Origin of the sequence: Kitasatospora sp. NPDC088346, assembly GCF_044740765.1 — a bacterium.
In the GTDB taxonomy this organism is placed as follows: Bacteria; Actinomycetota; Actinomycetes; order Streptomycetales; family Streptomycetaceae; genus Kitasatospora.
This window is the reverse complement of the sequence record NZ_JBIURH010000013.1, coordinates 15,820-42,309: the sequence shown is the minus strand read 5'-3', so window position 1 is coordinate 42,309 and position 26,490 is coordinate 15,820. Positions and strand designations below refer to the sequence as shown.

Here is a 26,490-nt window from a genome sequence, read left to right as displayed (position 1 = left end):
GGGGCCTCACGTCAGCGGGCCGGGGACGTCGTCAGGCGGCGAGCAGGTCGCTCAGGTCGTCCGCGTGCTCTTCCTCCTCCTCCAGGATCGACTCGATCAGCCGCCGGGTGGTCGGGTCGTGGTCCCCGATCCAGCGGGCGATCTCCTGGTAGGTCGAGATGACGATCCGCTCGGCCAGCAGGTTGTGCTCCAGCATGGCCTTGAGGTCCTTCTCGTCCGGCGTGGTGTAGTCGGTGTGGGAGCGCCGGGCGAGCGTCGCCGGGTCGAAGTCGGGCTGTCCGCCGAGCTGCGAGATGCGTTCGGCGGCGCGCAGGGCGTGCTGCATCTCGGCGGCCGCGTGCTCGGTGAACTCGGCCGCGACCTGCGAGCGGTCGATGCCCGTGGCGGAGATCGCGTGCCGGGTGTAGCGAAGCCAGCACACCACCTCGGTCGCCACGACGTCGTTCAGGACGGCGATCACCTTCTCGGTGTCCAGGCCGTAGGTCTCGGTGACCGGGCCCCGGGACATCTTCTGCAAGGCCTCCTCGCGGATCCTGCTGACATCGAGGACGAAGTCGTCGGTGGTCATGCGTACTCCCAAGCGTGGTTCGGCCGGTTTGCTCCGGCACGTCTTCCACGCCGGACCGCCCCGCATGCGTGGCGCCGCCCGGCGACACCGGTTCGCAGTACGGGGCGGGCCGGCCGCGGGAGGCGTCAGCCCACGCCCTGCGAGGCCCAGAAGTCGCCGCGGGCCAGCACGGTGGTGTCGCTGTTGTCGGTGAAGAAGCCGTCCACGCCCAGCTCGTACAGCCGCCTGGCCCACCCGATCGCGTCGCCGTAGGCGGCCGGGTCGGTGCCGCGGCGGAAGTCGGCGGGCAGGAAGCTGTTCTCGTTGCGGACGGTGTACGGGTGCAGCAGCAGGCCGGCCCGGTGGGCGTCGGCGACCAGCGTGGTGGGGCGGGTGAGCCGGCCGGTGGCCGGGTCGGTCGGGATGATCAGCTCGGTGGTGGGGCCGAGGCCGTGCGCGAAGCCGGCCATCCAGCGCAGCCCGTCGGGCTTCACCAGGTCGGCGACGGTCCGGGGGTCGCCCGCGAGCACGAAGTCGTACGGGCGGGTGGTGGCGCCGCCCAGCAGCTGGATCCGGGGGTTGCCGACCAGAGCGGCCAGCCGCTGGAGGCTGCTGGGCTCGAAGGACTGCAGGATCGCCCGTCCCTGACGGCCCGCCAGGCCGGCCCGCCGCAGCTCGTCGGCCAGCCGTTCCTCCAGGGGCAGCCCGATCGAGCGGAAGTAGCTGGGGTGCTTGGTCTCGACGTACAGCCAGACGTCGCGGCCCAGGGTGCGGGAGCGGCGCGCGGCGAAGTCGGTCACCTCGCGGAAGGTCGGGATCGGCCAGCGGCCGTCGTACAGGGTGTTGCGCTGACGCTGCTGCGGCAGCCGCTCCTTGGCCCGCAGGGTGCACAGCTCGGCGAGGGTGAAGTCCTCGGTGAACCAGCCGGTCAGCGCCACGCCGTCGACCGTCTTGGTGGCCTTGCGGGCCGCGAACTCCGGGTGGTCGGCGACGTCGGTGGTCTCCGCGATGTTGTTCTCGTGCCGGACCACCAGGTGGCCGTCCCGAGTGGGGACGAGGTCCTGCTCGATCACGTCGGCGCCCAGTTCCAGAGCGAGCTCGTACGATCCCAGGGTGTGCTCGGGGCGGTAGCCGCTGGCACCACGGTGACCGACGACCAGCGGGTGCGGCAGCCGGTCGAGCCCGGTGCCGGTACGGACCGGCGGGCGGGTGCCGGTGGCCGGCCGGGCGTCGGCGGGTGCGCCGCCGAGGTCGTCGGCGGAGGCCTCCGTGACACCGGTGGCGCCCAGCGCGGCGACCCCGAGGCCGACGGCCCCGGTGGCCCGCAGGAACGAGCGGCGGGAGGAGTTCTCCTCGGTCGGGCGGTTCGTCATGTGCTGCTCTCCCTGCTGGCGGGCCGGCGCATTCCGCCCCGCACCCTAGGGCGTATGGCCCCACCGGGCGGTGAACCGCGGGCGAACCGGTCACCAACCGGTGTCGAATGCATGACAACTCGTCAACTCGATAGCCCTATGGATCGTTCCGAACATTCCAGTCGTTCCAACCAGTCCGGTGGTCCACCCGATCCGCCCCATCCTGTTCAAGCCCGGTCCGCGCCCCCGGTGTACGTTGGGCAGCCATGAGCGATCTTCATGCCCCGCCCAGCGTCCCGCCCGCCACCCCGCTCACCGTGGCGGCGGGCCAGGCCGGCTGCGCCGCGCTGGACATCCCCGCGAACGTGGCCACCGCCGCCGACCTGCTGCGCCGCGCCGCCGACCGGGGCGCCGACCTGCTCGTGCTGCCCGAACTCTTCCTCACCGGCTACGAACTCGCCGGCATCGTCGCCGACCCCGACCACCGGACGGTGAGACCGGAGGACCCACGGCTCGACCCGCTCGCCGCCGCGTGCGCGGAGACCCGTACCGCCGTGGTCGCCGGAGCCCCCACCCGCGACCCCGGGACGGGCGAACTGCACATCTCCGTCCTGGTCCTGGGACGTGACGGCCGCTTCGCCGCCCAGTACGACAAGCAGCACGCCACCCCCAACGAGCGCGCCGCCGGATTCACCCCCGGCACCCGCGGCTGCACGCTGGCCCTGGACGGCTGGCGGCTCGGCCTCGGCATCTGCTGGGACATGGGCTACCCCGAGCACGCCCGCGCCGCCGCCCTCGACGGCGCCCACGCCTACCTCGTCGGCGCGATGCTCGGCCGCGGCAGCGGCGAGCACCAGCGCGCCACGGTCTTCCCCGCCCGCGCCCTCGACAACACCAGCTACGCCGTGCTGGCCAACCACAGCGGTCCCAGCGGCGCCTACCACGGCTGCGGCGGCAGCGCGGTCTGGAACCCGGACGGCACCCTGCTCGCCGACGCGGGCACCGAGGACCCGGGCCTCGCCGTCGCCACGCTCGACCCCGGGGTGCTGGCGCGCGCCCGCGTCGAGGACCCGGTGCTGGTCGACCCGTCGCTCAGCGCCCCCGTCCACCCACGCGCCGCCGCCGTCCTCGCCTGAACCCTGCCCGCCCCGCTGCTGGCCTGCTGCCCGCCCTGCCGCCCGCTCGCCCCGCCGTCTGCCCCGGCCCCGACGGGCCGTCAGCGTGCCGGGGCGGGCCGGCGGACGGCCGGCGCCACCAACGCCGGCCCTCCCGCCATCACGCAGCTCACCGCGCCCGAGGTCTCCCACCACCTCACGGTGCTTCGAAGGGCCGGCCTACTCACCACCCTCCGCCGTGGCCGGTACCTGCTCCACCAGCTCGACCTGACCGCCGGCGCCGGACTCGGCGCGGGGCACCTGGCCCGTCCACTACGGCGGCGTCGCCCTCACGCCCGCCGAGCAGCCCCCTCACTGTCCGAGGTATCTGGCGATGTCGAGCACGGTCGCGCCGATGACCAACGGTCTGCCCTTGGGGGTGTTGGTCTCGAGTGTGAGCTTTCCCTGCCCGTCGAAGCCGACGTTGTTGGTGACGCCGTCACCCGTAGGTACGAAGAACGGCCACACGCCGGCCGCCGCCTTGGCCTTCAGCGCCTGCTGGTCGTCGGCGGAGAAGACGGCGTCCGAGGTGACATTGCAGGTGACGTTGTCTGCCACCAGCAGGGACGCAACCGCTCGCAGGAGCCGCCCACTCCCTGCGGCGAACATGTCGTGCCAGTTCGGGTGACAGTTCTGCACCCATGGCGGACCGACGTGATTCGTGTAGGCGGAATGAAGCAGGCCCGAGTCGTACCAATTACCGTCAGGAATGGCCGTCCATGCCGTGTACTCGCTCAGGGAGACACTGGCGGTCACCGCACTCGTGGCGAACTTGACGGTGGTGGCGTCGAAGCACTGGGCGCCCGTCCACAATCCGGAGAGGTGCGTGTTCACGCCTCTTGCCCAGGTGTCGGAGACGTCGGAGGCCGCCGTTGTGCTGCTGAACGAGAGATTGACGGGTTGCGACCCGGCGAGCCTGGCCTGTAGTTCTTTGATGCCGCCCATGTATTGGGCAGGCATCGCAGGGGGCCCTTGGTAGGTGCGGAGCAGCTTCTGCAGATCGATCAGCTGTGCGATGCTCGTCAGGTCCGAGGCGCCGATGCTTGCTACGTCAGGGTGGTGCTGCATGGCCCACTGCTGGAACAGATCGGGCAGTTCATCGTCGGTCGGCGGCGGGATCACCGTGTTGAGATAGGCGATCCATTCCTTGTAGACGTCCGGGCCGATGTCCTCTTCGAAGGTACTCTGCCTGGACAGCACTTCGATCACGGACGTGTACTCGCCGAAGAAGGAAGCGCAGTCCACGATCTGCCAGTTGTAGGTGAGGGATGCGGGCGGGACCGTGTTCTCGTACGCCCACAGCGCGTCGGAGAGTTCGAGCAGTGGTGCGGGTTGGAGAAGCTGGGCAGTCGACCTATCGGCGGCCAGGCCCTTCAGTATGGTGTTGTACCAGCGATTTTGGAGCCCGGTCATGGGATTCGGTGGTGGCGGCGGCACCACTGGCATGGTGCTGTCCTTTCTTCGAGGCTCGCTGTTCGGGGCCGGACAGGCCTGTCGGCCGGTGGTCAGCTGATCACCGGCCGACAGGTCCACCTGGTTACTGGAGTCATGCCTGGTACATGGCTCGCTTCTCGAGCGCTGACACGGCGAAGCCGACGAAGGAACTGATCGGCAGGACATTGACCCCGATCACCACGGGAACGGTGGGAGCCGATGTGGTGGTGATCATGATCGCGCCGGTGTCGTCGAACTCCACCTTCGACTCCATGCCGGAGGTGCTGGAGGAGGTGTAGAACGGCCACAGCCCGTTCTTCTTGTTCTCGATGATGGTCTGCTGCTGCAGCTCGCTGTACGTGGTGTTCGCCTTCACCACGATATTCATGGTGTCGGCCACCAGCAGGTTGATCGCGAAGCGCTGCATGTTGCCCTGGATGCCGAACGTGTTCTCCCAGGTGATCGCGCTACCCGTGCGCCACGGCGGGTCCCCCTGGTTGTGATAGGCCAGACCGAGCGCGGCGGATTCGTACCACGCGCCGGCGTTGGTCTGGAAGAGGAGCAGGTGCTCGAACGATGCTTCGACCCTGAACGAGCTGCTCGCGAACTGCTGGCTCACCTGATCGTCGGTCGAGCTGCCCTCCCACAGGCCGAAAAGACCGGAGTGCTGCCCGGAGGCCCAGGTGTGCGACACGTTCGAACTCGTGGTCGAGCTGTCCACCTTGAAGGTGCGGGTGGGTGCGTCTGCGAGCTCTCTCACCATGTCCTTGTAGCCCCGAGCCCAGTCCGGCTGAAGCTTGCCGGCCTTGTAGGTCAGCAGCGAGAACTGGGCGGAGAGGATGGGATCGAGGACGATCGCGGCGTAGTCCGCCGCCCCGATCTGGGCGACATCGGGCGCATACTGCATCGCCCACGAGAAGAAGATCTCCGAGTACTTGGCCACCGGGGGCGTCGGCTTGAGTCCCCCCAGGTAGGCGGTGAAAGCGATGAAGTTGTCCTCGCCGATGTCCTTCTTGACGTCGATGGAGCTCGCCGGCTTCAGTGCGCCCATCAGCGCGCTGAAGTCGGAGAAAAGCTGGTTTCCGCCGCTGGCAACGTAGTTCTGATTCAGCGACAGGGGAGGGATGTTGTTGAACAGGGTCCACAGCGGTGTGTCTCCCTCGCCCTTGGAGAGGGGAGGGGCCGGCTGGAGAATCTGGAAGCGGTCGGGCGATTGCTGCAGCCCATCGCACATCGCGTTGTACAGCTGGTTCTGAACGTCGACAAAGGACATGAGTGTCTTCCTCTCGGGGTGCCGTGGCACCGCTGGTGCGCCGTGTGCTGTGCCCACCGTGTGGACGAAAACGAGTCAGGTCGGCTGTGGCCGAGATCAGAATTGGTACCGACCTGAACTGCCGCGACATACTCGCCCCTTGAGGGCGAAGAATGAACAGAGCGGCCCCGGCCGGGCGTCCTGGCCGCCACAGCAGTGGCCAGGAAGCGGCCGGGTGCCGAAAATAGACGCGCGACTGTGTTCGCACCGACGCTTCTAGTGGTAACGATCGCATACGTACGGAATGCGGGCAGGAAGACCTGGGCCGGGTGGGTGAGGCTCGGCCTGGACGTCCTGGCAGGTTTGGGTGATCAGGCTGTGCCGGCTGCGGCCCGGGCCGTTGGGCGTCATCGGGGCAGCGATGATCACCCGGCTGAGCTTGGCGACCACGTCGGACAGGGTCGGGTCGGACGGTGGGGTTCACCGTGGGGGACGCGATGACTTCTCGGCCGGTCGGTGACCGACCTCTGACGTCCGGTCAGGACTCCGGGCCGTTCGGGCGCAGACCCGTGCGAAGACGGTCGCTCACTCTGTCGCGATGTCCGTCAGCACCAGCTCCACCGCCCGCGCGAGGCTCCCGTCGGCCCGGGCGAGGAGGGGGCCGACCGACCAGTGCAGGGGCCCGTCGGCGGTGGTGACGGTCAGGTCGAGGCCGGGTTCGAAGCGTTCGGCGGAGAGTGCGGCGGTGGCCTCGGGGAGTCGTCGCTGGACGTCCTCCAGGAGGGCCCAGGCCCGGTCGTCGAGGTGGCGTCGGGCTACCGGGTCGCAGGCGGCCAGGGCTTCGTCGAGTCCGGGCGTGCGGGGGTCGAGGGCCCGTAGCCGGGGGAGCAGTGCGGGCGCGCCGAGGACGGCGGCGGCGCGCAGCGAGAGCGGGTCGCCCTCGGACCACTCCAGCAGGTCGGCGAGGAGCGGGACGGCGCGGGGGTCGTGCCGGACGGCCAGGCCGCGGATGCCCTCGCCGCGGGCTTCGGGGTGGTCGTCGGTGGTCCGGGCCCAGAGCGCCGCCCGTACGGCCGGCGTGTCGACGGGCAGTTGGAATCCCAGCGCGAAGGCGGCCCAGTTGCGCACCTCGGGCTCGGGGTCGGTGGTGAGCCGGATCAGGGCGGCCACCTCCGGCTCGTTCGGCAGGTCGGGCGCCACGTGGGCGAGGGACTCGGCCACGGCCTGGCGGATTCCGGGGTCGGGATCCTCGGCGAGGGCGACCAGGAGCGGTACCGCCCGTTCGTCCTGGGTCGCGGCGAGCGCGTGGACCGCGAGGTCCCGTACCGTCCGGTCGCGCTCCGCGGGGAAGAGGGCGAGCAGCCCGGTGGCGGCCCCGGCCCGGACCTCCGCGTGCCGGTTGCCCGCCCGCCGCAGCAGCCGGCAGCCCACCGTGCGGGCGGCGGGGTCGTCGTCGCCGTGCAGTACGAAGTCGACGTCGATCTCGCCGCGGGCCGGGCGGCGCGCGCGGACGGTGAAGCCGCGCATCCAGGGGCGTTCGTCCTCGGGGATGGCCAGGAAGGCCTGGTACCAGCGCAGCACGTCGCCGTCCGGGTCGGCGGCGGGCAGTCGGGGCTCGGCCTGTCCGGGGCGGGGGAAGCAGAGTTTGACCTGCTGGTCGGGCCAGTGGCCGGGCAGGGCGTCCGGGCCGAGGCCGCCGAAGGTGACGCGCAGCATGCGCGGGGTGATCCGCTCGGCGGCGGTGACGCGGACCAGGGCGACGCCCGCCGCTCGATGGACCTGCTCTGGGGCGGGCACGCCCCGTCCACCACCGCCCGCCGTCCGGGGCCGGGTCCCCGCCCGGGGCTCACGGTGGACGCGGTCGTCGACGCCGCCGTGGCCGTGGCGGACGCCGACGGCATGCCGGCCCTGTCGATGCGCGCCGTCGGAGAGCGGCTCGGCCGCACCGCCACGGCGCTCTACACCTACGTGCCGGGCAAGAGCGAACTCGTCGACCTGATGTACGACCGGGTGCTCGCCGAACTGCCCGCCGGGTACCCGAAGGAGGCCGGCTGGCGCGCCGCCGTCACCGCCTGGGCCGACGACAACTGGGAGTTCCACCTGCGCCACCCCTGGGTCCTCCAGGTCTCCCAGGCCCGCCCGGTGCTCGGCCCCAACGAGTACCGGGCGATGGAGGCCCTGATCGGGGCCCTGCGCGGCACCGGCCTGCCGGGCGGTGTGCTGCGCCGGATCGTCGGCGCGCTGGTCGGTTACGTCCGTGGCTGCGTGCGGACGGCCACCGAGGCCCGGCAGGCCGCCGCCGCGACCGGGGTCGGCGACGACGAGTGGTGGTTCGGCCGGGCCTCGCTGCTCGCCGAGGTCGCCCCGGACTTCACCGAGCGCTTCCCGCTGCTCGCCGCCCTGGAGCAGGACCGCACGGCAGCCTTCGACCCGGATGACGACGTGCCGTACCAGGAGCGCGAGGCCCGGGCGACCTTCACGGCCGGCCTGGCCGTCCTGCTCGACGGGATCGAGGCGGCGATCGTCCGGGCCGCGCCGCCGGCGGCCTGAATGTTTCGTTCTCCGACGCGCCGCACCGGCCCGTGGCAATTCTGGGTAAATTCCCCGCCGGTGAGCCGCTCCGCCCCTGGGGCACGGAAGTCCGTCGGCTACCGTAACCGCGAGATCCACCCTCCCGTTGTGCAGGCCCGGGGGCGGTCCCGCCAAGCGGTGCCGCCCGGGTGCCGCCGCCCACCCGGCCGCTGCTGCGCACCCGAGGCCTCCCGGGGCACAACGCCGTGTCCGCACCATCTGACTTCCCACCCGAGGTCCGCAGATGAAGCTCACCCCGCATGAGCAGGAACGCCTGCTCATCCACGTGGCCGCCGACGTGGCCCGCGGCCGCCAGGCCCGTGGCCTGCGCCTGAACCACCCCGAGGCGGTCGCCCTGATCACCTCGCACGTGCTGGAGGGCGCCCGCGACGGCCGTACCGTCGCGGAGCTGATGGAGTCCGGCCGGACCGTGCTGCGCCGCGAGGACGTGATGGAGGGCATCCCCGAGATGATCCCCGACGTCCAGGTGGAGGCCACCTTCCCGGACGGCACCAAGCTGGTCACCGTCCACGGGCCGATCCTGTGACGCCCGGCGAGCTCCTGTACGGGGAGGGCGAGGTCGCCCTCAACGTCGGCCGCCCGGTCACCCGGCTGACCGCCGTCAACGCCGCCGACCGGCCCGTGCAGGTCGGCTCGCACTACCACTTCGCCGAGGCCAACCCCGGCCTGGAGTTCGACCGCCGGGCCGCGTTCGGCCTGCGGCTCAACGTCCCGGCCGGCACCGCCGTCCGCTTCGAGCCCGGCATCCCGGTCGAGGTCGAACTGGTCCCGATCGGCGGCCGCCGCGAGGTGTACGGGCTGCGCGGCGAGGTCGGGGGAGCGCTCGATGGCTGACCGTCCCACGCCGCCCCGCGCGGCCCTGCACCTCACCCGCGAGCGCTACGCCGACCTGTACGGGCCCACCACCGGCGACCGGATCCGGCTGGCCGACACCGACCTGTTCATCGAGGTGGAGGAGGACCGCAGCGCCGGCGGCGACGAGGCGGTGTTCGGCGGCGGCAAGGTGATCCGCGAGTCGATGGGCCAGTCCCGGGCGGGCCGGGCCGACGGCGCCCCCGACACCGTGATCACCGGCGCGGTGGTGCTCGACCACTGGGGCGTGGTCAAGGCCGACGTCGGCATCCGGGACGGCCGGATCACGGCGCTCGGCAAGGCCGGCAACCCGGAGACCATGGACGGCGTCCACCCCGAGCTGGTGATCGGCCCGGAGACCGAGGTGATCTCCGGCAACGGCCGGATCCTCACCGCCGGCGCGATCGACGCCCACGTCCACTTCATCTGCCCCCAACTGGCCGACGAGGCGCTCGCCTCCGGCATCACCACCCTGATCGGCGGCGGCACCGGCCCGGCGGAGGGCTCCAAGGCCACCACCGTCACCCCGGGCAGCTGGCACCTGGCCCGGATGTTCGCCGCGATGGACGACCTGCCGGTCAACGTCGGCCTGCTGGGCCGCGGCAACACCGTCAACACCGCCGCCATGCACGACCAGTTGCGCGGCGGAGCGCTCGGATTCAAGATCCACGAGGACTGGGGCGCAACCCCCGCCGCGATCGACGCCTGCCTGCGGGTCTGCGAGGAGAGCGGCGCCCAACTCGCCATCCACACCGACACCCTGAACGAGGCCGGCTTCGTCGCCGACACCCTGGCCGCGATCGCCGGGCGCGGCATCCACGCCTACCACACCGAGGGCGCGGGCGGCGGCCACGCACCCGACATCATCACCGTCGTCTCGCAGCTCAACGTGCTGCCCAGCTCCACCAACCCGACCCGGCCGCACACCGTCAACACCGTCGACGAGCACCTCGACATGCTGATGGTCTGCCACCACCTCAGCCCGCACGTCCCCGAGGACCTGGCCTTCGCCGAGTCCCGGATCCGCCCGTCCACCATCGCGGCCGAGGACATCCTGCACGACCTGGGCGCGATCTCCGTCATCAGCTCCGACTCGCAGGCGATGGGCCGGATCGGCGAGGTGGTCATGCGGACCTGGCAGACCGCCCACGTGATGAAGCGGCGCCGCGGTGCGCTGCCGGGCGACGGCCGGGCGGACAACCTCCGGGCCCGGCGCTACGTCGCCAAGTACACCGTCAACCCCGCGGTGGCCCAGGGCCTGGGCCACGAGATCGGCTCGGTCGAACCGGGCCGGCTCGCCGACCTGGTGCTCTGGTCACCCGCCTTCTTCGGGGTCAAACCCGACCTCGTCCTCAAGGGCGGCCAGATCGCCTGGGCCCAGATGGGCGACGCCAACGCCTCCATCCCCACCCCCCAACCCGTGCTGCCGCGGCCGATGTTCGGCGCGACGGGCCGCGCACCGGCCCGCAACTCCTTCAACTTCACCGCCCCCGCCGCGATCGAGGACGGCCTGCCCGACCGGCTCGGCCTCGGCAAGGCCTTCCGGCCGATCACCAGCACCCGCGGCGTCACCAAGGACCACATGGTCAACAACACCGCCCGCCCGGACGTCCGGGTCGACCCCGACACCTTCACCGTCACCATCGACGGCGAGACCGTCGTCCCCGCCCCGGCCACCGAACTGCCGCTCGCGCAGCGGTACTTCCTCTTCTAGATGTCCGCGTTCCTGCTGCTCGCCGACGGGCGCTTCCCGGCCGGCGGCCACGCCCACTCCGGTGGCGCCGAGGCCGCCGTCAAGGCCGGCCGGATCCACGACACCGAGAGCATGACGGCCTTCCTCACCGGGCGGCTGCACACCACCGGTCTGGTCACGGCGGCCCTCGCCGCCGCGGCCGCCCAGGGCGACGACCCGGCCGAGCTGGACGCCGCCGCCGACGCCCGCACGCCCTCATCCGCGCAACGGGCCACCAGCCGCCGCCTCGGCCGCCAGCTCCTGCGGGCCGCCCGGGCCGTCTGGCCGCACCCGGCCCTCGACGACCTGCACGCCCGGTACCCGCGCGGTGCCCACCAGCCCGTCGCCCTCGGCCTCACCGCCCACGCCGCCGGCCTGACCCCCGCGCAGGCCGCCGCCCTCGCCGCGTACGAGAGCGTCAACGGGCCGGCCACCGCCTGCGTCCGGCTGCTCGGCCTCGACCCGTACGGCGTCGCGGCCGCCCTCGCACGGCTCGGCCCGCAGCTGGACGACGTCGCCGCGCGGGCCGTCCGGGCCGCCGCCGCGGGTGACCTGCCGGCCGCCTCAGCCCCCCTGCTCGACGTCCACGCCGAGCAGCACGCCTCCTGGAAGGTCCGCCTCTTTGCATCGTGACCACGTCGACCCCCACGACGCCCCCGCCCACCACGGTTACACCGACCACCGCACCGGCCACCCGCGCCGGCGGGCCCTGCGGATCGGCCTCGGCGGGCCGGTCGGCTCCGGCAAGACCGCCACCGTCGCCGCACTCTGCCGGGCCCTGCGCGACGAGCTCGCGCTCGGCGTCGTCACCAACGACATCTACACCACCGAGGACGCCGAGTTCCTGCTGCGGCACGCCGTCCTGCCGCCCGAGCGGATCATCGCCGTGGAGACCGGCTGCTGCCCGCACACCGCCATCCGGGACGACATCTCCGCCAACCTGGAGGCCGTCGAGGAACTGGAGGAGGCCCTCGGCCCGCTCGACCTCATCCTGGTCGAGTCCGGCGGCGACAACCTCACCGCCACCTTCAGCCGGGGCCTGGTGGACCACCAGATCTTCGTCATCGACGTCTCCGGCGGCGACAAGATCCCCCGCAAGGGCGGACCCGGCGTCTCCACCTCCGACCTGCTGGTCGTCAACAAGACCGACCTCGCCCCGCTGGTCGGCGCCGACCTCGACGTGATGGCCCGCGACGCCGCCGCCCAGCGCGGCGACCTGCCGACCCTGTTCACCTCCCTCGCCGCCCCCGACGGCATCCGGCCGATCGCCGCCTGGGTCCGGGCCCGCCTCGACGCCTGGACCGCCGTTGACCAGCTCGCTTGAGGCGACCGCCCGGATCGTCGCCGAACCCGACGGGCGGGGCGGCACCGCCCTGCCCGTCCTGGCCGGCGCCGGGCCGATCGCCCTGCGCCGCACCCGCGGCCACCGGGTCACCCTGATCGGATCGATGGCCGCCCCGCTCGGCGGCGACCGGCTCGCCCTGCGGATCGACGTCCGGCCCGGCGCCACCCTCGAACTCACCAGCGCCGCCGCCACCATCAGCCTCCCCGGCCGCGACGGCGCACCCGCTCACTACACCCTCGACCTCACCGTCGGCGAGGACGCCCGGCTCGACTGGCTGCCCGAACCCGTGGTCGCCGCCAGCGGCAGCACGCTGCACCTCACCACCCGGATCAGCCTCGCCCCCGGCGCCCGGCTGCGGTACCGCGAGGAACAGGTGCTCGGCCGGCACCACGACCGGTCCCGCGGCGCCCCACCCGGCCGTCTCACCTCCCGCCTCACCGTCCACCGGGCCGGCCGGCCGGTCCTCGACCAGCAGACCGACCTCGGCCCCGGCGCCCCCGGCTGGGACGGCCCCGCCTGCCTCGGCGGCCACCCGACCGCGGGCCAGCTGCTCACCGTCGGCCTCCCCGCACCCCCGCCACCCCCGCCGGACGCCGACGCCGCCCTGCTCGCCCTCCCCGGCGAGGACGCCACCCTGCTCACCGCCATCGCCCCGGACGCGCTGGCGCTGCGGCGACTGTTGGCGTGCAGCCAACAACACTGAAAATCACCGATGTTGACCTTCCGGTCGTCACTCGTGCGGGTGCCGCGGCAGGCGTCCACCTACTCCGCGGTCGCCCGCGACGCCGCCGTACCGTCCGCTCCGGCGACCCGGCGGGTGCAGACCGACACCGAGGCCGCGCCGACGGCCGTCGACGGCACGGTCTCGTACGCCGCCCCGGCCGTCTGTGCGCTCCTGCGACGAGGACGACGAAGGCCCCGTCCGGTGGACGGGGCCTCGTACGGGTCGTGCGGGTCAGCCGGCCTCGGTCGCCTGGCGGCCGCGTTTGTCGAGGGAGGCGAGGTAGGCGTTGTACGCGACCAGCTCGGCGTCCCCGTCGCGGTCGGCGGCGCGGTCGCGGCGGCGGGCCTGCCGTTCCTCGGACTTGGCCCACTGGAGGGTGAGGGCGATCAGCACGATCGCGGTGGGGATCTCGCCGAAGGCCCAGGTGATGCCGCCGGCGATCTTCTGGTCGTTCAGCAGGTCGGTGCCGGGCGGGGCGGTCCCGGTATTGAAGGTGGTGACCAGCGGGTGGGTGGCCATCATCACGGCGACACCGAAGAACGCGTGGAACGGCATCCCCATGAAGAGCTCGATGATCCGCATCACGAAGCCGGGCCGGTGCGGGCCCGGGTCCACGCCCATGATCGGCCAGAAGAACAGCAGGCCGACCGCCAGGAAGTGCCCCATCATGCCGAAGTGCCCGAGCCGGTACTGCATCAGGTAGTCGAACAGCGGGCTGAAGTACAGCGCGTACAGGCTGGCGATGAACATCGGGATGGTGAAGGCGGGGTGCGAGACGATCCGCAGGTACCGGCTGTGCAGCAGGAGCACCAGCAGCTCGCGCGGGCCCCGGCCGCTGCCCCGGCCGGCCGGCCGCAGGGCGCGCAGGGACAGGGTGATCGGGGCGCCGAGCAGCAGCAGGATGGGGGCCAGCATGCTCAGCACCATGTGCTGGATCATGTGGGCGCTGAACAGCACCATGCCGTAGTCGTTGAGGCCGGTGCAGGTCACCAGCAGGATCGTGCCGATGCCGGCGGTCCAGGCGATCGCCCGGCCGATCGGCCAGCGGTCGCCGCGGCGCCACAGCCGGACGGCGCCGGCCAGGTACAGGCCGAGCGCGAGCAGGCCGGCGATCAGGAACGGCCAGTCGGGTGACCAGCTGAGGCTGGAGGAGAGGGTGAACGGACCGAGCGTCCCCCCTCCGTGGTGGTGCATGCCTGCCATGCCGTCGCCCATCGGCGCGTCCTGCTTTCCTCGTGGTGCGTCGGCCGGGCCGGGCCCGCCGGGTCCGGTTTCGTCCGTTTTGCTTCGGGGTCAGCCTAGGCGGGGCTTACGCGGGGCCCGTAGCCGCCCCCGGGAGCGGACGGGTTCCGGCTGGTCCGGGCCCCGGCCCGGGCACGGCGGGCCGTCCCGGTCGGGCTCGGCGGGAGTTCTGGTCGGGCCCGGCGGGAGTGCAGGTCGGGCTCGGACCGGCGCGTCCCGTGGAGCGGGCCGCCGGGCTCGTGGTGGACTCCCTGGCTGGGGTGGAATCGTGGGTCCGATATTGTTCTTGCTCGAAACAAATCTCACCTGGAGGCCTGATGACCACCGCCCCGTACCGGGCCGCAGAGGAACGCTACGACGGCTCGATGCGCTACCGCCGCACCGGCCGCAGCGGCCTCCAGCTGCCGGAGATCTCGCTCGGCCTGTGGCACAACTTCGGCGACGACCGCACCCTCGACTCGCAGCGGGCGATCCTGCGGCGCGCGTTCGACCTCGGCATCACCCACTTCGACCTGGCCAACAACTACGGCCCGCCGTACGGCTCCGCCGAGGCCAACTTCGGCCGGCACCTGGCGGCCGACTTCCGCCCGTACCGCGACGAGATGGTCGTCTCGACCAAGGCGGGCTACGACATGTGGCCCGGCCCGTACGGCGAGTGGGGCTCGCGCAAGTACCTGACGGCCAGCCTCGACCAGTCGCTGCGGCGGATGGGCCTGGAGTACGTCGACATCTTCTACTCGCACCGCTTCGACCCGCAGACCCCGCTGGAGGAGACGATGGGGGCGCTGGCCTCCGCCGTCCGGCAGGGCAAGGCCCTGTACGCCGGCATCTCCTCCTACAACGCGGAGAAGACCCGGGAGGCCGCCGCGATCCTGCGCGACCTCGGTGTCCCGCTGCTCATCCACCAGCCGTCGTACTCGATGCTCAACCGCTGGATCGAGGACGACGGCCTGCTCGACGTGCTCGCCGACGAGGGCGCGGGCTGCATCGGCTTCGCGCCGCTCGCGCAGGGCATCCTCACCGACCGCTACCTCAAGGGCGTCCCGGCCGGCTCCCGGGCCGCGCAGGGCAAGTCGCTCGACCCGGCCGCCCTCACCGAGGAGACCCTGGGCAAGCTCAACGGGCTCAACGGGATCGCCGCCCGCCGCGGCCAGAGCCTCGCCCAGCTCGCCCTGACCTGGCTGCTGCGCGACTCCCGGATGACCTCCGCCCTGATCGGCGCGTCCTCGGTCGCCCAGCTGGAGGCCAACGTCGCCGCCCTGCGGGGTGCTCCGCTCGACGACGAGGAGCTCGCCGAGATCGACCGGTACGCGACCGACGCGGGTCTCAACCTCTGGGCCCGGTCGACCGAGGGCTGACCGGGGGCCACCGGGCACCGGGTGCCGCCCCAGGCCGCGTCCCGGTGCCCTACCCTGCGGTGTGGGCGGTCATCGTCATCCCCTAGCATCTACAAGCCTGTAGACGCTCGCGTGGCCGACCGGCCGGCTCTGCGATGCCGTTCGTGGCGCGCAGCACTCCCGACCGTCCAGACCACCGCGAGGACACAGCAGAATGAGCGCAATCGGTGTCGGCCAGGCCGTCATCCTCGGCATCGTCGAAGGGGTCACGGAGTTCCTCCCGATCTCCTCGACCGGCCACCTGAAGATCACCGAAGGGCTGATGGGGATCCCCGTCGACGACAAGGCGGTGGTCGGCTTCACCGCCGTCATCCAGGTCGGCGCGATCGCCGCCGTCCTGCTGTACTTCTTCAAGGACATCCTCCGCTTCGTCACCGCCTGGGGCCGAGGGCTGGTCAACCCGGCGGAACGCGCCAACCACGACTACAAGTTCGCCTGGTGGGTGATCTACGCCACGATCCCGATCGTGGTCGTCGGCCTGGCCGCCAAGCCCCTGATCGACGGCCCGCTCGCCTCCCTGTGGGTGGTCGCGGGCTCCCTGATCGTCGGCAGCATCGTGATGTGGGTGGCCGACCAGATGGGACGCCACCGCCGCAGCGAGGCGGAGATCACCCTCGCCGACGCCATGATCGTCGGCTCCTCGCAGATCCTCGCGCTGCTGTTCCCCGGCTTCTCCCGCTCCGGCGCCACCATGTCCACCGGTCTGATCCGCGACCTGGACCGGCTGGCCGCCACCCGGCTGTCCTTCTTCCTCTCCATCCCCGCGCTGACCGGCGCGGGCGTCTACGAGCTCAAGGACGCGACCGGCGGGGGCGTCGGCATCGTGCCGCTGGCCGTCGGCACCCTGGTCTCCTTCGTCGTGGCCTACGCCTCGATCGCCTGGCTGCTCAAGTACGTCGCCAAGCACTCCTTCAACGCCTTCGTGATCTACCGCCTGGTGATCGGCTTCCTGCTCTTCGGCCTCCTGGGTGCGAACGTCATCAGCGCCTGACCTCCCCCCACGCCGCCACCCCGAAGGCCGCCCCGCGCACCCCGCGCAGGGCGGCCTTCGCGCTGCGCCGCGACTGCCCCTCGGGCCGCCATCGGTCCGGCTGCCCCGCCAAGTTGTTCAGATTCGAACATTCGGGGTACGGTCGAGCCGGGTCGGTTCAAATTTGAACAACAGGACCGGCCCGGACCCATTCCCCGACGTCGGAGACGCGCATGCCGAGCACGAGCCCGAGCACGACCGCCCCCACCACCGCCACCCAGGAGGCCCCCGCCCCGGCCGGGGCCTCCCCGCACGCCTACGGCGCCGGCCTGTTGCTGCTGCGCCTCGCGCTCGGCCTGACCATGGCCGCGCACGGCAGCCAGAAGCTGTTCGGCTGGTTCGGCGGCGGCGGCATCGACGGCACCGGCCAGTTCTTCACCGCGAGCGGCTACCCGGCCGGCGACGCCATGGCGGTGGTGGCGGGACTGTCCGAGATCCTCGGCGGACTGGCCCTGGCCGTCGGCCTGTTCACCCCGCTGGCCGCCGCCGCGATCGTCGGTGTCATGGTCAACGCCCTCGCCGTGACCCGGGGCGGCGGCTTCTTCGCGCCCGAGGGCAGCGAGTACGAACTGCTGCTCACCGCCGGTGCCGTCGCCCTCGCCCTGACCGGCCCCGGCGGCTACGCCGTGGACCGCTACCTGCCCGTGCTGCGGGCGCACCGCCTGGCGTACGGCGCGGCCGCCGTCGTGGCCGGCCTGCTGACCGCCGGGGTCGTCCTGCTGCTGCGCAAGTGACGCCTGCGCCCCAGCGCCCGCGCGCTGAGCGCTGAACACCCGCGCCCTGAACGCCTGAGCGCTGAACACCTGCGCCCGTCCTGCCGGCCGCGGCCCGTGCCGCGGCCGGTGGCGGCGGTCCAACCCTGGCAAGCCGCACCGAAGTTGACGATCCGACAGTCGGCACGAGGGTGCTCTCGTCGGTGCGGCCGCGGCGTGGTCGTCGACGTTGCGGACGGTGGCCGCGACGATGCGGCCGACGGCGGTACGGGTGAGGCAGGTCTGGTGGGCTGCGTGGTGCGTGGCGGCCGGCGAAGGCGTTCTCCGGCGGCGGTCGCTCGTCGAGCCGGACGCCGTGGGCGGGGATCTCCGCCCGTTCATCCCGGGCAGCGCCGCCCCGGGGGTCGGACCCGCCGCGCCGGTCGCGCGCTCGCCCCGCACCCGGGACGGCCCGGGCGGGCACCCCGTACGGCTCCGCACGGCCCCGGACCGACCGCGCGCCGCCGATGGGGGGAGCCGCCGTCGGGCAATGGTGTGAAATCCGGTGATGGGGATGTCCATGCCATGCCTTTACCGGTATTTTCCCTCCAGCGCTTCCCCTGCCTTCGCGTCACCTCTCGCACCGTCACGGACCGCCGGAAGGACACGCCTTGAACGTACGGAACCGCCGCGCCGCCGCAGCCGCCCTTGCCGCCGCACTGACCGCACCGCTGCTGCTGGTGGGCGCCGGGCAGGCCTCCGCCGCCGACGAGTACGGCCGCCACGACCCCGCCGCGAAGCGGGCCGAGCTGCTGGCCCGGGACCTCGTCCGGCACAGCAGCGCCGACGACGCCTACCGCACGCTGAGGGCGCTCCAGCGGATCGCGGACCGCAACGGCGGCACCCGGGTCGCCGGCTCGCCGGGCCACCGGCAGTCGGCCGAGTACGTCGCCGACCGGGCCCGCCGGGCCGGACTCAAGGTGTCCAAGCACGAGTTCGACTACGTCTTCACCCAGACGCTGGCACAGACCCTGAAGGTGGTCACGCCCGAGGCCGAGGACCTGCCGGTGCTCGCGATGACGTACTCGGCCTCCACCCCGGTCGGCGGCGTCACGGCCCCGCTGGCGGTGGTCCCGCCGGACGCCACCACCGGGTGCGAGGACACCGACTACGCGGCCGGGGCCTTCGCCGGCAAGGTCGCCCTGATCAAGCGGGGCGGCTGCAGCTTCGCGGTCAAGCAGGCGACCGCCGCGGCAGCGGGCGCGGTCGGCGCCCTCGTCTACAACAACGCGGCCGGCGACGTGAACGGCACCCTGGGCGACCCGGAGGCGGCGAGGATCCCGACCGGCGGGATCACCCAGGCCCGCGGCGAGGCGCTGGCCGCGAAGGCGGCGGCCGGGCCGGTCACCGTGGCGCTGGAGATCCGCACCTCCCACGAGACCCGGCGGACCTGGAACGTCATCGCGGAGACCCGTGGCGGCGACGAGCGCAACACCGTCTTCGTCGGCGCCCACCTCGACTCCGTGCTGGCCGGCCCCGGCATCAACGACAACGGCTCCGGCTCGGCGGGCATCCTGGAGGTGGCCGAGGAGCTGGCGGGGCACCAGGTGAAGAACAAGGTGCGGTTCGCCTGGTGGTCGGCCGAGGAGTTCGGCCTGGTGGGTTCCGAGAAGTACGTGGCGTCGCTGTCCGAGGAGGAGCGCAAGAAGATCAGGCTCTACCTCAACTTCGACATGATCGCCTCGCCGAACCCGGTGCGCTTCGTCTACGACGGCGACGACTCCGACCACGTCGGTTCCGGCCCGGGCCCGGAGGGCTCCGCCCAGCTGGAGCGCCGGATCAACGGGTACCTGGACCGCCGCGGACTGGCCCACGAGGGCACCGACTTCAACGGCCGGTCCGACTACGGCCCGTTCATCACGGCCGGGATCCCGGCCGGCGGCACCTTCACCGGCGCGGAGGGCATCAAGTCCGAGGCCCAGGCGGCCCGGTACGGCGGCCGGGCCGGGGTGGCCTACGACCCGTGCTACCACCAGGCCTGCGACACCCTGAAGAACCTCGACCTCAAGGTCTTCGACGTCAACATCGACGTGATCGCGGACTCCGTCGGCACCTACGCCTGGGACCTCTCCTCGCTGTCGGCGCCGGTCGCGCCCGAGGACACCACCGGTCAGCCGGGCAGCGGCGGTGGCCTGCACGACGGGCACCAGGAGGCCACCGAGTAGCCCGCTCGGGCACTCGCACACACGGGCACCCGGGCGTTCGGCCGAGGAACGAGCGCGAGAACGGGCCCCCGGCCGCCGGGGCGGTCGGGGGCCCGTCCTGTCGGTGCCGACCGGGTCAGATGACGGTCTCGGCCTCGACGTAGCGCTCGGTGGGCACGGTCTTCAGCTCGGCCACGGCCTCGCCCAGCGGGACGAGCTTGATCTCGGTGCCCTGCAGCGCCGTGATGTGCCCGAAGGCGCCCTTGTGGGCGGCCTCCACCGCGTGCCAGCCGAAGCGGGTGGCCAGCACCCGGTCGTACGCGGTGGGGGTGCCGCCGCGCTGGGTGTGGCCGAGGATCACCGGGCGGGCCTCCTTGCCGAGGCGGTGCTCCAGCTCGCCGGAGAGCTGGGTGGCGATGCCGGTGAACCGCTCGTGGCCGTAGATGTCCCGGGTGCCCTCCTCCCAGTGCATGGTGCCGGGCTCGGGCTTGGCGCCCTCGGCGCACACCACGATGGCGAACTTCTTGCCGCGTTCGAAGCGCTCGCGGACGACCTCGGTGAGCTTGTCGATGTGGAACGGGCGCTCGGGCACCACGATCGCGTGGGCGCCGGCGGCCATGCCCGCGTTGAGCGCGATCCAGCCGGTGTGCCGGCCCATCACCTCGACGACCATGACCCGCTGGTGGGACTCGGCGGTGGTCTTCAGGCGGTCCAGCGCGTCGGTGGCCACCGAGACGGCCGTGTCGAAGCCGAAGGTGACGTCGGTGCACGCGATGTCGTTGTCGATGGTCTTCGGCACGCCGACGACCGGCAGTCCGCCGTCGCTCATCAGCTTGGCGGCCTTGAGGGTGCCCTCGCCGCCGATCGGGATGACCGCGTCGATGCCGAGGTCATGGCAGTGCTTCTTGGCCCGCTCGACGCCGTCGCGCAGGTGGCTCGGCTGGACCCGCGAGGAGCCCAGGATCGTGCCGCCCTGGGCGAGGATGCCGCTCACCGAGTCGAGGGTCAGCGGCCGGTGGACACCTTCGAGGAGGCCGCGCCAGCCGTCCTGGAACCCGATGATCTCGTCGCCGTGGTCGACCACCCCCCGGTGGACCACGGAACGGATCACGGCGTTCAGGCCGGGGCAGTCACCGCCGCTGGTCAGGACACCAATACGCATTCTTTGCAACTCCCCTGGGGGCACCCCCAGCCGTCGGGCTGGGGGGAGTACCGGACGGCCGGACGACCACCTCGGTGTCGCCACCGCGGTCGGTCGATTTCGGACATCAAGCCCGAAACCGACCATGATGCACAGCATACGGTTCCTGCGTCCGGCCGAGCAGGCACCGGCGCGGGAGCGGCATCGTCGACGCCTCCGCGCGCAACTGCGGCTGGACGCCGAGGAGGGTGTGCGTCCAGCGCTTCCTATTCTGTTATGCCGACGGCCACTAGAGCACGGGTCGACCGGATGCTGGTCTTTCCGCGGTGGCGCGGCGGGGGAGCGGGGGCCGCGGTGGCCCGGTGTCCCGGCCGGCTGCCGGGACCCGGGACGGGGTGCGGCCCGGTGTCACGCGGGGCGGCTGGTGGCGGCGATCCGCTCGGCCCGCAGCGCGTCGTACCAGGTGGTGTCGGCCGGCGGGAGGGCGTTCACGTCCAGCGCCAGCTTGATCAGCATGTCCGCGACGGCGGGGTTGCGGGCCAGCACCGGGCCGTGCAGGTAGGTGCCGAAGACGGTGTCCCGCCAGGCGCCCTCGGTGCCGTCGCCGGTGCCGTTGCCGCGGCCGACCTGGACCGAGGCGAACGGCTTGACGCCCTGGCCGAGGTGGGTGATGCCCTGGTGGTTCTCGAAGCCGGTCAGCTGCGGCAGGCCGAGCTGCGGGTCGACGCTCGCCAGCACGTCGCCGACGCAGCGGGCGCCCTCGCCGCGGGTGGTCCAGACGTCGAGCAGGTCCAGGCCGGGCTCGCGCTCGCCGAGGTCGTTGATGAACTCGCGGCCGAGGATCTGGTAGCCGGCGCAGACCGAGAAGATGATCGCGCCGTTCTCGGCGGCGCGCTGCAGACCGCCGTCGTTGCGCAGTCGCTCGGCGGCGAGCCGCTGCGGGCGGTCCTCGCCGCCGCCGATCAGGTAGATGTCCCCGCTGGTGGGGACCGCCTGGTCGGAGCGGACGTCGATCCGGGTCACCCCGAGCCCGCGCTGGCGGGCCCGGCGCTCGACGACCAGCGCGTTGCCGCGGTCGCCGTAGGTGCTCAGGAGGTCGGGGTAGACCCAGACCACCCGCAGGCTGCTCTCGCTCATCCTGGAAGGCCTTCCCTGCTGCTGCGACCCGTACTGCTGCGGGTCCGGACCGAAACCGGGGCTCTGGTGGGGCGGCATCGACATCAGCTCACCACCGCCTTGCGCAGCTGCTGGAACGCGGTGTAGTTGGCGATGGCCTCGATGCGGCCCGCCGGGGCGACCCGGACGGCCTCCTCCAGGCTGTCCACGACCTGGAAGTGCAGGCCCGCGACCTCCAGCCGGACGGCCAGGTCCAGCTTGCGCTGGCCCATCACGAAGATCGGGTGGCCGGACAGCCGCTCGTAGTCGACGTCCCACAGCCAGGAGGTGTCGGTGCCGTCGGCGTCCAGCGCGTTCACGGAGAGCACCACCGGCGCCGGCGGGCCGTCGATCAGCGAGAACGTCTCCAGCCAGCCGGCCGGGTTCTTGGCCAGCAGCAGCCGGACCTCGCGGCCCAGGTAGGAGACCACGTCGTAGCGGCCGGCCACGGCGGCCACGGACTGCATCCGCTGCAGCGCGACCTGCGGGGCGACGCCGAAGACGGCGGCCACCGCGGCCGAGCTGGTGGCGTTGGCCAGGTTGGCGCGGCCGGGCAGCTGGAGCTGGATCGGCCAGGCACCGCGGTGCGGGTCGATCACGTGGGTGCCCTGGAGCGCCCAGTGCGGGTTGGGACGGCGGAAGCCGCACTCCTGGCAGAACCAGTCGTCGCCCGGGCGCTGCATCACGCCGCCGCAGGACGGGCAGGACCAGGCGTCCTCCTTCCAGGCCTGTCCGGCGGCCACCCAGACCACCTTCTTGCAGGAGGAGGCGGCCCAGGTCACCAGCGGGTCGTCCGCGTTCGCGATGATCACCGCGTCGGTGTCCTTGAGGCCCTCGCGCCACTTCTCGGCCATCATCCGCGTCTCGGCGGCGCGGTCGAGCTGGTCGCGGGAGAGGTTGAGCAGCGCTATGGCCTTGGGGCGGGTGTCCCGGGCGACCATCGGCAGGTACTTCTCGTCGACCTCGATGACACCGAACCGCGCGTCGGAGCCACCGGCCAGGGCGGCGGTGATGCCGGCCGGCATGTTGGCGCCCAGCGCGTTGGAGACGACCGGGCCGGCGGCGCGCAGCGCCTCGGCGATCAGCCGGGTCGTGGTGGTCTTGCCGTTGGTCGCGCTGACCAGGACCACGTCGAGGTGGTCGGCGAGGGTCGCGAGCAGGTCGGGGTCGAGCTTGAGAGCTACCTTGCCGCCGATCACCGAGCCACTGCCGCGGCCCGCCTTCTGGGAGAGGGCAGCGGCCATCCGGCCGGCCGTCACGGCGATCTTGGCGCGGGCGGGCAGCGAGGCGTCGCGCGCGCCCGTGGCTTCCGAATCGGTGCCTGGCATGCTCAGTGGTTCCTCCTTGCTGCGGCACCACCCAGGTCGAGCAGTGACCGTCGGGCGGCGGGGACGGGGCCAGCCTACCCACTCCGCGCCCGGCCGTTGATCCCCGGACCCACCGAGGCGCCCTGACGGGGGTTCGGGGCAGGGCCGCGCGGACCTGCCCCGAACCCCCCCGGACGGGCGTCCGGGGCTCCTCCCGGGCGGCTGCCCGCGGGCCCGTCCGGGCGTACCGGAACGGCCCCGGCGGCCCCGGCGGTCCCCCGACCGGACGGGCCCGCCGGGGCCGGTGGACGTCAGCGGCCGGGGCGGCTCGGCCACGGGGTGGGCAGCTGCTCGGTGGCCTCCGCGAGGTGTGCGGTGATCACCAGCGTGCCGTCCTCCACCTGGTAGTCCAGCGGCGCGGACAGCCGCCGCATGGTGGTGATCAGGCCGTTGTTGGAGGCGTGGGTGACGGCGTGGACCGTCGGCACCCCGGCCTCCAGGGCGAGGGCGGCCATCCGGCGCAGCAGGTCCACCCCGAGGCCGCGCCGCTGCCAGGCGTCCTCGACCAGCAGGGCCACCTCGGCGCCGTCGTCGTCCCACAGCAGGTGGGCCAGCGCGACGATCCGGCCGTCCGCGGCCTCGACCGCGAGGGTCTGGCCGTGCCGGGGGTCGAGCAGGTGGTCCAGGTAGCGGTCGGCGTCCCGGACGGGGCCGTGGTAGCGCTTGCGCAGGGTGTCGGGGGAGCAGCGCCGGTGCATCTCCAGCGCCGCGGCCCGGTCGGCGGGCTCGGCCCGGCGGACCGTCAGGTCGGCCCCCGCGGGCAGGGTGAGCCGGGCCTCCACCTTGGGCACCCGGGGGCCGAGCAGGCTGTCCAGCTCGACCAGGGCCTGGGCCCGGGCGAACTCGGTCGGGGTGAACGGCAGGTGCGGCCGGCTGAGCTCGATCAGGTCGCCGGACGGCACCGGCAGCCGCATCAGGTGCCCGTCGACCCCGGCGGGGGTGGCCGCGCCGGCGGCCGGGTACTGCCGGATCGTGCACCGGCCGAACAGCTGGCGCAGGGCGACCGGCAGCTCGGCGGCGTCCAGGGCGGTCCGGGTGGCCAGGGCGAGTACGTGGGTCGGCGGGTCGACCAGGTCGTGCGCGTCGGCTCCGTCGGTCCAGATGTCGTGCCCGCCGGCGGCGGCCACGACGGCGGTCAGCTCGGCCCGGCCGAGGGAGTGCGGGGCGCGGACGAAGAACTCGTCGACCGTCCCGGCGGGCAGGGGGTGCGCCTGCATCGAGACGATGTTCACGCCCTGCCCGGCCAGGGCGGTGCAGATCCGGCCCAGGCTGCCGGGGGAGTCCTCGACGGTGGTGCGGATCCGCCACAGTGCGGCGGCCTCGAAGGCGTCCAGCGGTCCGGTCACCGGGTCCTGCCCGGGTGGCGCGGGGGTGTCGGGCGACGGGGGCCCGTGCGGGTGCCGGTGTGCCCACCAGCTGTGGAACAGCGCCGTGGCGAGCAGTGCGGCGGCCGAGGCGGCCAGCAGCACCGGCCCGTCGTGGCCGTGCACCACGACGTTGGCGACCAGGTCCGCGGAGGCGACGGCGAGGAAGACCGCGGCCAGTTCGACGGTGTCTCTGCGCCAGCGGTGGTGCCGGGTGCCGCGGCGCTGGGAGGGGGCGGAGGGCAGGGTGCGCGTCGAATCGTCCATGTGAGTATGGTGTCGCGCGGGTGTTTCACGATCACGAATCCCCCGTGACCTTGCGGTTAATGTCCTCGGATCCGGCCGGCGGCGCCGCGGGCGGTCAGCCGGAGGTCCGGCGGGCCGTCAGTTCGGCTCCGGCGGCGCGGACTTCGGCCAGCAGCAGGCGCAGGTCGTCCCCGGTGGTGGCGGGGTTGAGCAGGCAGGCCCGGAGCATCTCGTGGCCCCGCAGCAGGGCTCCGGTGACGAAGACCCGACCGCGCTGCTGGACGGCGACCGGGAGCCGGCCGTTGAGGGCGTCGAGCTCCGCCTCGGTGAGGCCGGCCGGACGGTACCGGAAGGCGACGATCGAGGTCTCCACCGGCGCCAGCAGCTCCAGCTCCGGGTCGGCCTTCACCAGCTCGCCGAGCCGCCGGGCCAGCGCGGTGCAGCGGGCGATGTCGGCGGAGATGCCGGACCGGCCGCGGTGCGCGACGGTGGCCCAGACCTTGAGCGAGCGGAACGGGCGGGTCTGCTCCATGCCGTACTCGGAGAACCAGCCGAGCTCGCCGGCCTCCTCGTCGCGCAGGTAGGAGGGGACCAGGCTGAAGGTGGAGCGCAGCGCCTCGGGGTCGCGGACCAGCGCGCAGCCGCAGTCCACCGGGACGCCGAGCCACTTGTGCGGGTCGAGGGCGAGCGAGTCGGCGCGGTCCATTCCGGCGTAGCGGTGCGCGATGGTCTCGTCCAGCACGCCGAACGCGCCGTACGCGCCGTCGACGTGCATCCACAGGCCCTCCTGCTCGCACAGGTCGGCTATCGGGTGGAAGGCGTCGACGGCGCCGGTGCCGACGGTGCCGGCGGAGGCGACGACGAGGAACGGCAGCCGGCCGGCCGCCCGGTCTTCGGCGACGGCCGTGCGCAGCGCGTCGGTGTCCAGCCGGCCGTCGGCGTCGGTGGCGAGGGTGCGCAGGTGGCGGCTGCCGAGCCCGAGCAGTTCGGCGGCCTTGCGGACGCAGGAGTGGGTCTCGCCGGTGACGTAGCCGACCAGCGGGGGCAGGCCGCTCAGGCCGTCTTCGCGCAGGTCGTGGCCGGCCCGGTGGGCGGCGCGGTTCCGGGCGGCGGCCAGGCAGAGGATGGTGGCCATCGAGGTGCCGGAGGTGAGGATGCCGCCGCCGGCCGGGTGCGGGAAGCCGACCAGCTCGGCGATCCAGCGGACCACGGCCCGCTCCAGGTGCACGTCGGCGTGGTCGCCGCCGGCCGAGCTGGGGTTCATCGCGGACGCCGCCAGGGTGGCCAGCACCCCGGCGGGCTGCGGGGCGGAGTTGACCCAGCCGAAGAAGCGGGGGCTGCCGTTGCCCATCGGCGCGGGCATCACCCGGTCGCCGATCACCGCCAGCAGGTCCTCCAGGGAGGTGCCGTGCTCGGGCAGCTCCAGCTCCAGCAGGTCCTTCCGGTCGGCCGGGTCCATCGGCTGCCAGACCGGGCGGCCGGGCAGCCCGTCGAGGTAGTCGGAGACCAGCTCGGCGGCCGACTGGGCCGCGCTCCGGAAGTCGTCGCTCATGGTGGTGCTCCATCGGGGTGCAACGGGGCGCGACTCCCTCGGCGCACCTGGCTGGCCACGATCGTACGCCCCGGTCGCCCGGCCCCCGTGCCCGGTTCCCCACCCGCCTCGGGTCG

General features: G+C 73.0%; 23 protein-coding genes and 1 pseudogene. 13 read left to right on the top strand and 11 right to left on the bottom strand.

The window, feature by feature from the left end; genetic code table 11:
* Positions 1 to 31 precede the first annotated feature (31 nt).
* Both ACIOFR_RS19110 and ACIOFR_RS19105 read right to left on the bottom strand, forming a co-directional pair.
* Positions 32 to 568 (bottom strand): ferritin-like domain-containing protein, encoded by a 537-nt coding sequence (locus ACIOFR_RS19110; RefSeq protein ID WP_400998571.1) that lies wholly within the window; start codon positions 566 to 568, stop codon positions 32 to 34.
* A gap of 125 nt (positions 569 to 693) precedes the next feature.
* Positions 694 to 1,920 carry a glycerophosphodiester phosphodiesterase gene (locus ACIOFR_RS19105; RefSeq protein ID WP_400998568.1) on the bottom strand — a complete coding sequence of 409 codons (1,227 nt, stop codon included), beginning with the start codon at positions 1,918 to 1,920 and terminating at the stop codon, positions 694 to 696.
* Positions 1,921 to 2,165: 245 nt separating this feature from the next.
* Between ACIOFR_RS19105 and ACIOFR_RS19100 the strand changes: the two genes are divergently transcribed.
* Together ACIOFR_RS19100 and ACIOFR_RS19095 are read left to right on the top strand one after the other, a co-directional pair.
* Positions 2,166 to 3,035 carry a carbon-nitrogen hydrolase family protein gene (locus ACIOFR_RS19100; RefSeq protein ID WP_400998566.1) on the top strand — a complete coding sequence of 290 codons (870 nt, stop codon included), beginning with the start codon at positions 2,166 to 2,168 and terminating at the stop codon, positions 3,033 to 3,035.
* Positions 3,036 to 3,182: 147 nt separating this feature from the next.
* Positions 3,183 to 3,332, top strand: a pseudogene (locus tag ACIOFR_RS19095) (transcriptional regulator); the annotation flags it as partial.
* Positions 3,333 to 3,365: 33 nt separating this feature from the next.
* On the opposite strand, the gene ACIOFR_RS19090 reads toward ACIOFR_RS19095, so the two are convergent.
* From ACIOFR_RS19090 to ACIOFR_RS19080, 3 genes are all read right to left on the bottom strand, one after another.
* Complete coding sequence (locus tag ACIOFR_RS19090) at positions 3,366 to 4,586, bottom strand: hypothetical protein (protein WP_400998563.1); 1,221 nt, start codon at positions 4,584 to 4,586, stop codon at positions 3,366 to 3,368.
* A 13-nt stretch (positions 4,587 to 4,599) separates the two neighbouring features.
* Positions 4,600 to 5,760, bottom strand: a complete 1,161-nt coding sequence (locus ACIOFR_RS19085; RefSeq protein WP_400998560.1) for a hypothetical protein — start codon at positions 5,758 to 5,760, stop codon at positions 4,600 to 4,602.
* Between the two features lie 564 nt (positions 5,761 to 6,324).
* Positions 6,325 to 7,536: a HEAT repeat domain-containing protein gene (locus ACIOFR_RS19080; protein ID WP_400998557.1), complete on the bottom strand. Its 1,212-nt coding sequence runs from the start codon at positions 7,534 to 7,536 to the stop codon at positions 6,325 to 6,327.
* Here ACIOFR_RS19080 and ACIOFR_RS19075 point away from each other — a divergent pair.
* The 7 genes from ACIOFR_RS19075 (at position 7,513) to ACIOFR_RS19045 (ending at position 12,963) form a co-directional block, all read left to right on the top strand.
* Positions 7,513 to 8,289: a TetR/AcrR family transcriptional regulator C-terminal domain-containing protein gene (locus ACIOFR_RS19075; RefSeq protein WP_400998554.1), complete on the top strand. Its 777-nt coding sequence runs from the start codon at positions 7,513 to 7,515 to the stop codon at positions 8,287 to 8,289. The two genes, ACIOFR_RS19080 and ACIOFR_RS19075, sit on opposite strands and share 24 nt — an antisense overlap.
* A 265-nt stretch (positions 8,290 to 8,554) precedes the next feature.
* A complete protein-coding gene (locus tag ACIOFR_RS19070) occupies positions 8,555 to 8,857 on the top strand; it encodes an urease subunit gamma (RefSeq protein ID WP_400998552.1) in 303 nt (100 codons plus the stop codon).
* The gene (locus ACIOFR_RS19065) at positions 8,854 to 9,165 is read left to right on the top strand and encodes an urease subunit beta (protein WP_400998549.1); all 312 of its coding nucleotides are present in this window, start codon (positions 8,854 to 8,856) and stop codon (positions 9,163 to 9,165) included. The genes ACIOFR_RS19070 and ACIOFR_RS19065 overlap by 4 nt, the downstream gene beginning before the upstream one ends.
* Positions 9,158 to 10,897: an urease subunit alpha gene (locus ACIOFR_RS19060; RefSeq protein ID WP_400998546.1), complete on the top strand. Its 1,740-nt coding sequence runs from the start codon at positions 9,158 to 9,160 to the stop codon at positions 10,895 to 10,897. The genes ACIOFR_RS19065 and ACIOFR_RS19060 overlap by 8 nt, the downstream gene beginning before the upstream one ends.
* Positions 10,898 to 11,548, top strand: coding sequence for an urease accessory protein UreF (locus tag ACIOFR_RS19055; protein WP_400998544.1), 651 nt, complete (start codon positions 10,898 to 10,900; stop codon positions 11,546 to 11,548).
* Positions 11,538 to 12,239 carry an urease accessory protein UreG gene (gene ureG / locus ACIOFR_RS19050; RefSeq protein WP_400998541.1) on the top strand — a complete coding sequence of 234 codons (702 nt, stop codon included), beginning with the start codon at positions 11,538 to 11,540 and terminating at the stop codon, positions 12,237 to 12,239. The genes ACIOFR_RS19055 and ureG overlap by 11 nt, the downstream gene beginning before the upstream one ends.
* Positions 12,223 to 12,963: an urease accessory protein UreD gene (locus ACIOFR_RS19045; RefSeq protein WP_400998538.1), complete on the top strand. Its 741-nt coding sequence runs from the start codon at positions 12,223 to 12,225 to the stop codon at positions 12,961 to 12,963. Before ureG ends, ACIOFR_RS19045 begins: the two co-directional genes overlap by 17 nt.
* 252 nt (positions 12,964 to 13,215) lie before the next feature.
* Here the strand turns inward: ACIOFR_RS19045 and ACIOFR_RS19040 are convergent, their stop codons facing one another.
* Positions 13,216 to 14,178 (bottom strand): cytochrome c oxidase assembly protein, encoded by a 963-nt coding sequence (locus ACIOFR_RS19040; protein ID WP_400998881.1) that lies wholly within the window; start codon positions 14,176 to 14,178, stop codon positions 13,216 to 13,218.
* Positions 14,179 to 14,543: 365 nt separating this feature from the next.
* On the opposite strand from ACIOFR_RS19040, the gene mgrA reads away from it, so the two are divergent.
* The 4 genes from mgrA (at position 14,544) to ACIOFR_RS19020 (ending at position 19,570) form a co-directional block, all read left to right on the top strand.
* Positions 14,544 to 15,584: an L-glyceraldehyde 3-phosphate reductase gene (mgrA, locus tag ACIOFR_RS19035; RefSeq protein WP_400998535.1), complete on the top strand. Its 1,041-nt coding sequence runs from the start codon at positions 14,544 to 14,546 to the stop codon at positions 15,582 to 15,584.
* Positions 15,585 to 15,777: 193 nt separating this feature from the next.
* Positions 15,778 to 16,614 (top strand): undecaprenyl-diphosphate phosphatase, encoded by an 837-nt coding sequence (locus tag ACIOFR_RS19030; protein ID WP_400998532.1) that lies wholly within the window; start codon positions 15,778 to 15,780, stop codon positions 16,612 to 16,614.
* Positions 16,615 to 16,826: 212 nt separating this feature from the next.
* Complete coding sequence (locus tag ACIOFR_RS19025) at positions 16,827 to 17,387, top strand: DoxX family protein (protein ID WP_400998529.1); 561 nt, start codon at positions 16,827 to 16,829, stop codon at positions 17,385 to 17,387.
* Positions 17,388 to 18,016: 629 nt separating this feature from the next.
* Positions 18,017 to 19,570, top strand: a complete 1,554-nt coding sequence (locus ACIOFR_RS19020; protein WP_400998526.1) for a M20/M25/M40 family metallo-hydrolase — start codon at positions 18,017 to 18,019, stop codon at positions 19,568 to 19,570.
* A 115-nt stretch (positions 19,571 to 19,685) separates the two neighbouring features.
* Here ACIOFR_RS19020 and ACIOFR_RS19015 read toward each other — a convergent pair whose 3' ends face one another.
* The 5 genes from ACIOFR_RS19015 to ACIOFR_RS18995 form a co-directional block, all read right to left on the bottom strand.
* A complete protein-coding gene (locus tag ACIOFR_RS19015; RefSeq protein WP_400998523.1) occupies positions 19,686 to 20,711 on the bottom strand; it encodes a 6-phosphofructokinase in 1,026 nt (341 codons plus the stop codon).
* Between the two features lie 387 nt (positions 20,712 to 21,098).
* Positions 21,099 to 21,827: a type 1 glutamine amidotransferase gene (locus ACIOFR_RS19010; RefSeq protein ID WP_371494738.1), complete on the bottom strand. Its 729-nt coding sequence runs from the start codon at positions 21,825 to 21,827 to the stop codon at positions 21,099 to 21,101.
* A gap of 83 nt (positions 21,828 to 21,910) precedes the next feature.
* On the bottom strand, positions 21,911 to 23,173 hold the full coding sequence (locus tag ACIOFR_RS19005) for a MurT ligase domain-containing protein (RefSeq protein WP_400998520.1): 1,263 nt from the start codon (positions 23,171 to 23,173) through the stop codon (positions 21,911 to 21,913).
* A gap of 290 nt (positions 23,174 to 23,463) precedes the next feature.
* Positions 23,464 to 24,843 (bottom strand): GNAT family N-acetyltransferase, encoded by a 1,380-nt coding sequence (locus ACIOFR_RS19000; protein ID WP_400998518.1) that lies wholly within the window; start codon positions 24,841 to 24,843, stop codon positions 23,464 to 23,466.
* Between the two features lie 94 nt (positions 24,844 to 24,937).
* On the bottom strand, positions 24,938 to 26,374 hold the full coding sequence (locus ACIOFR_RS18995) for a pyridoxal phosphate-dependent decarboxylase family protein (RefSeq protein ID WP_400998515.1): 1,437 nt from the start codon (positions 26,372 to 26,374) through the stop codon (positions 24,938 to 24,940).
* Positions 26,375 to 26,490: the final 116 nt, after the last annotated feature.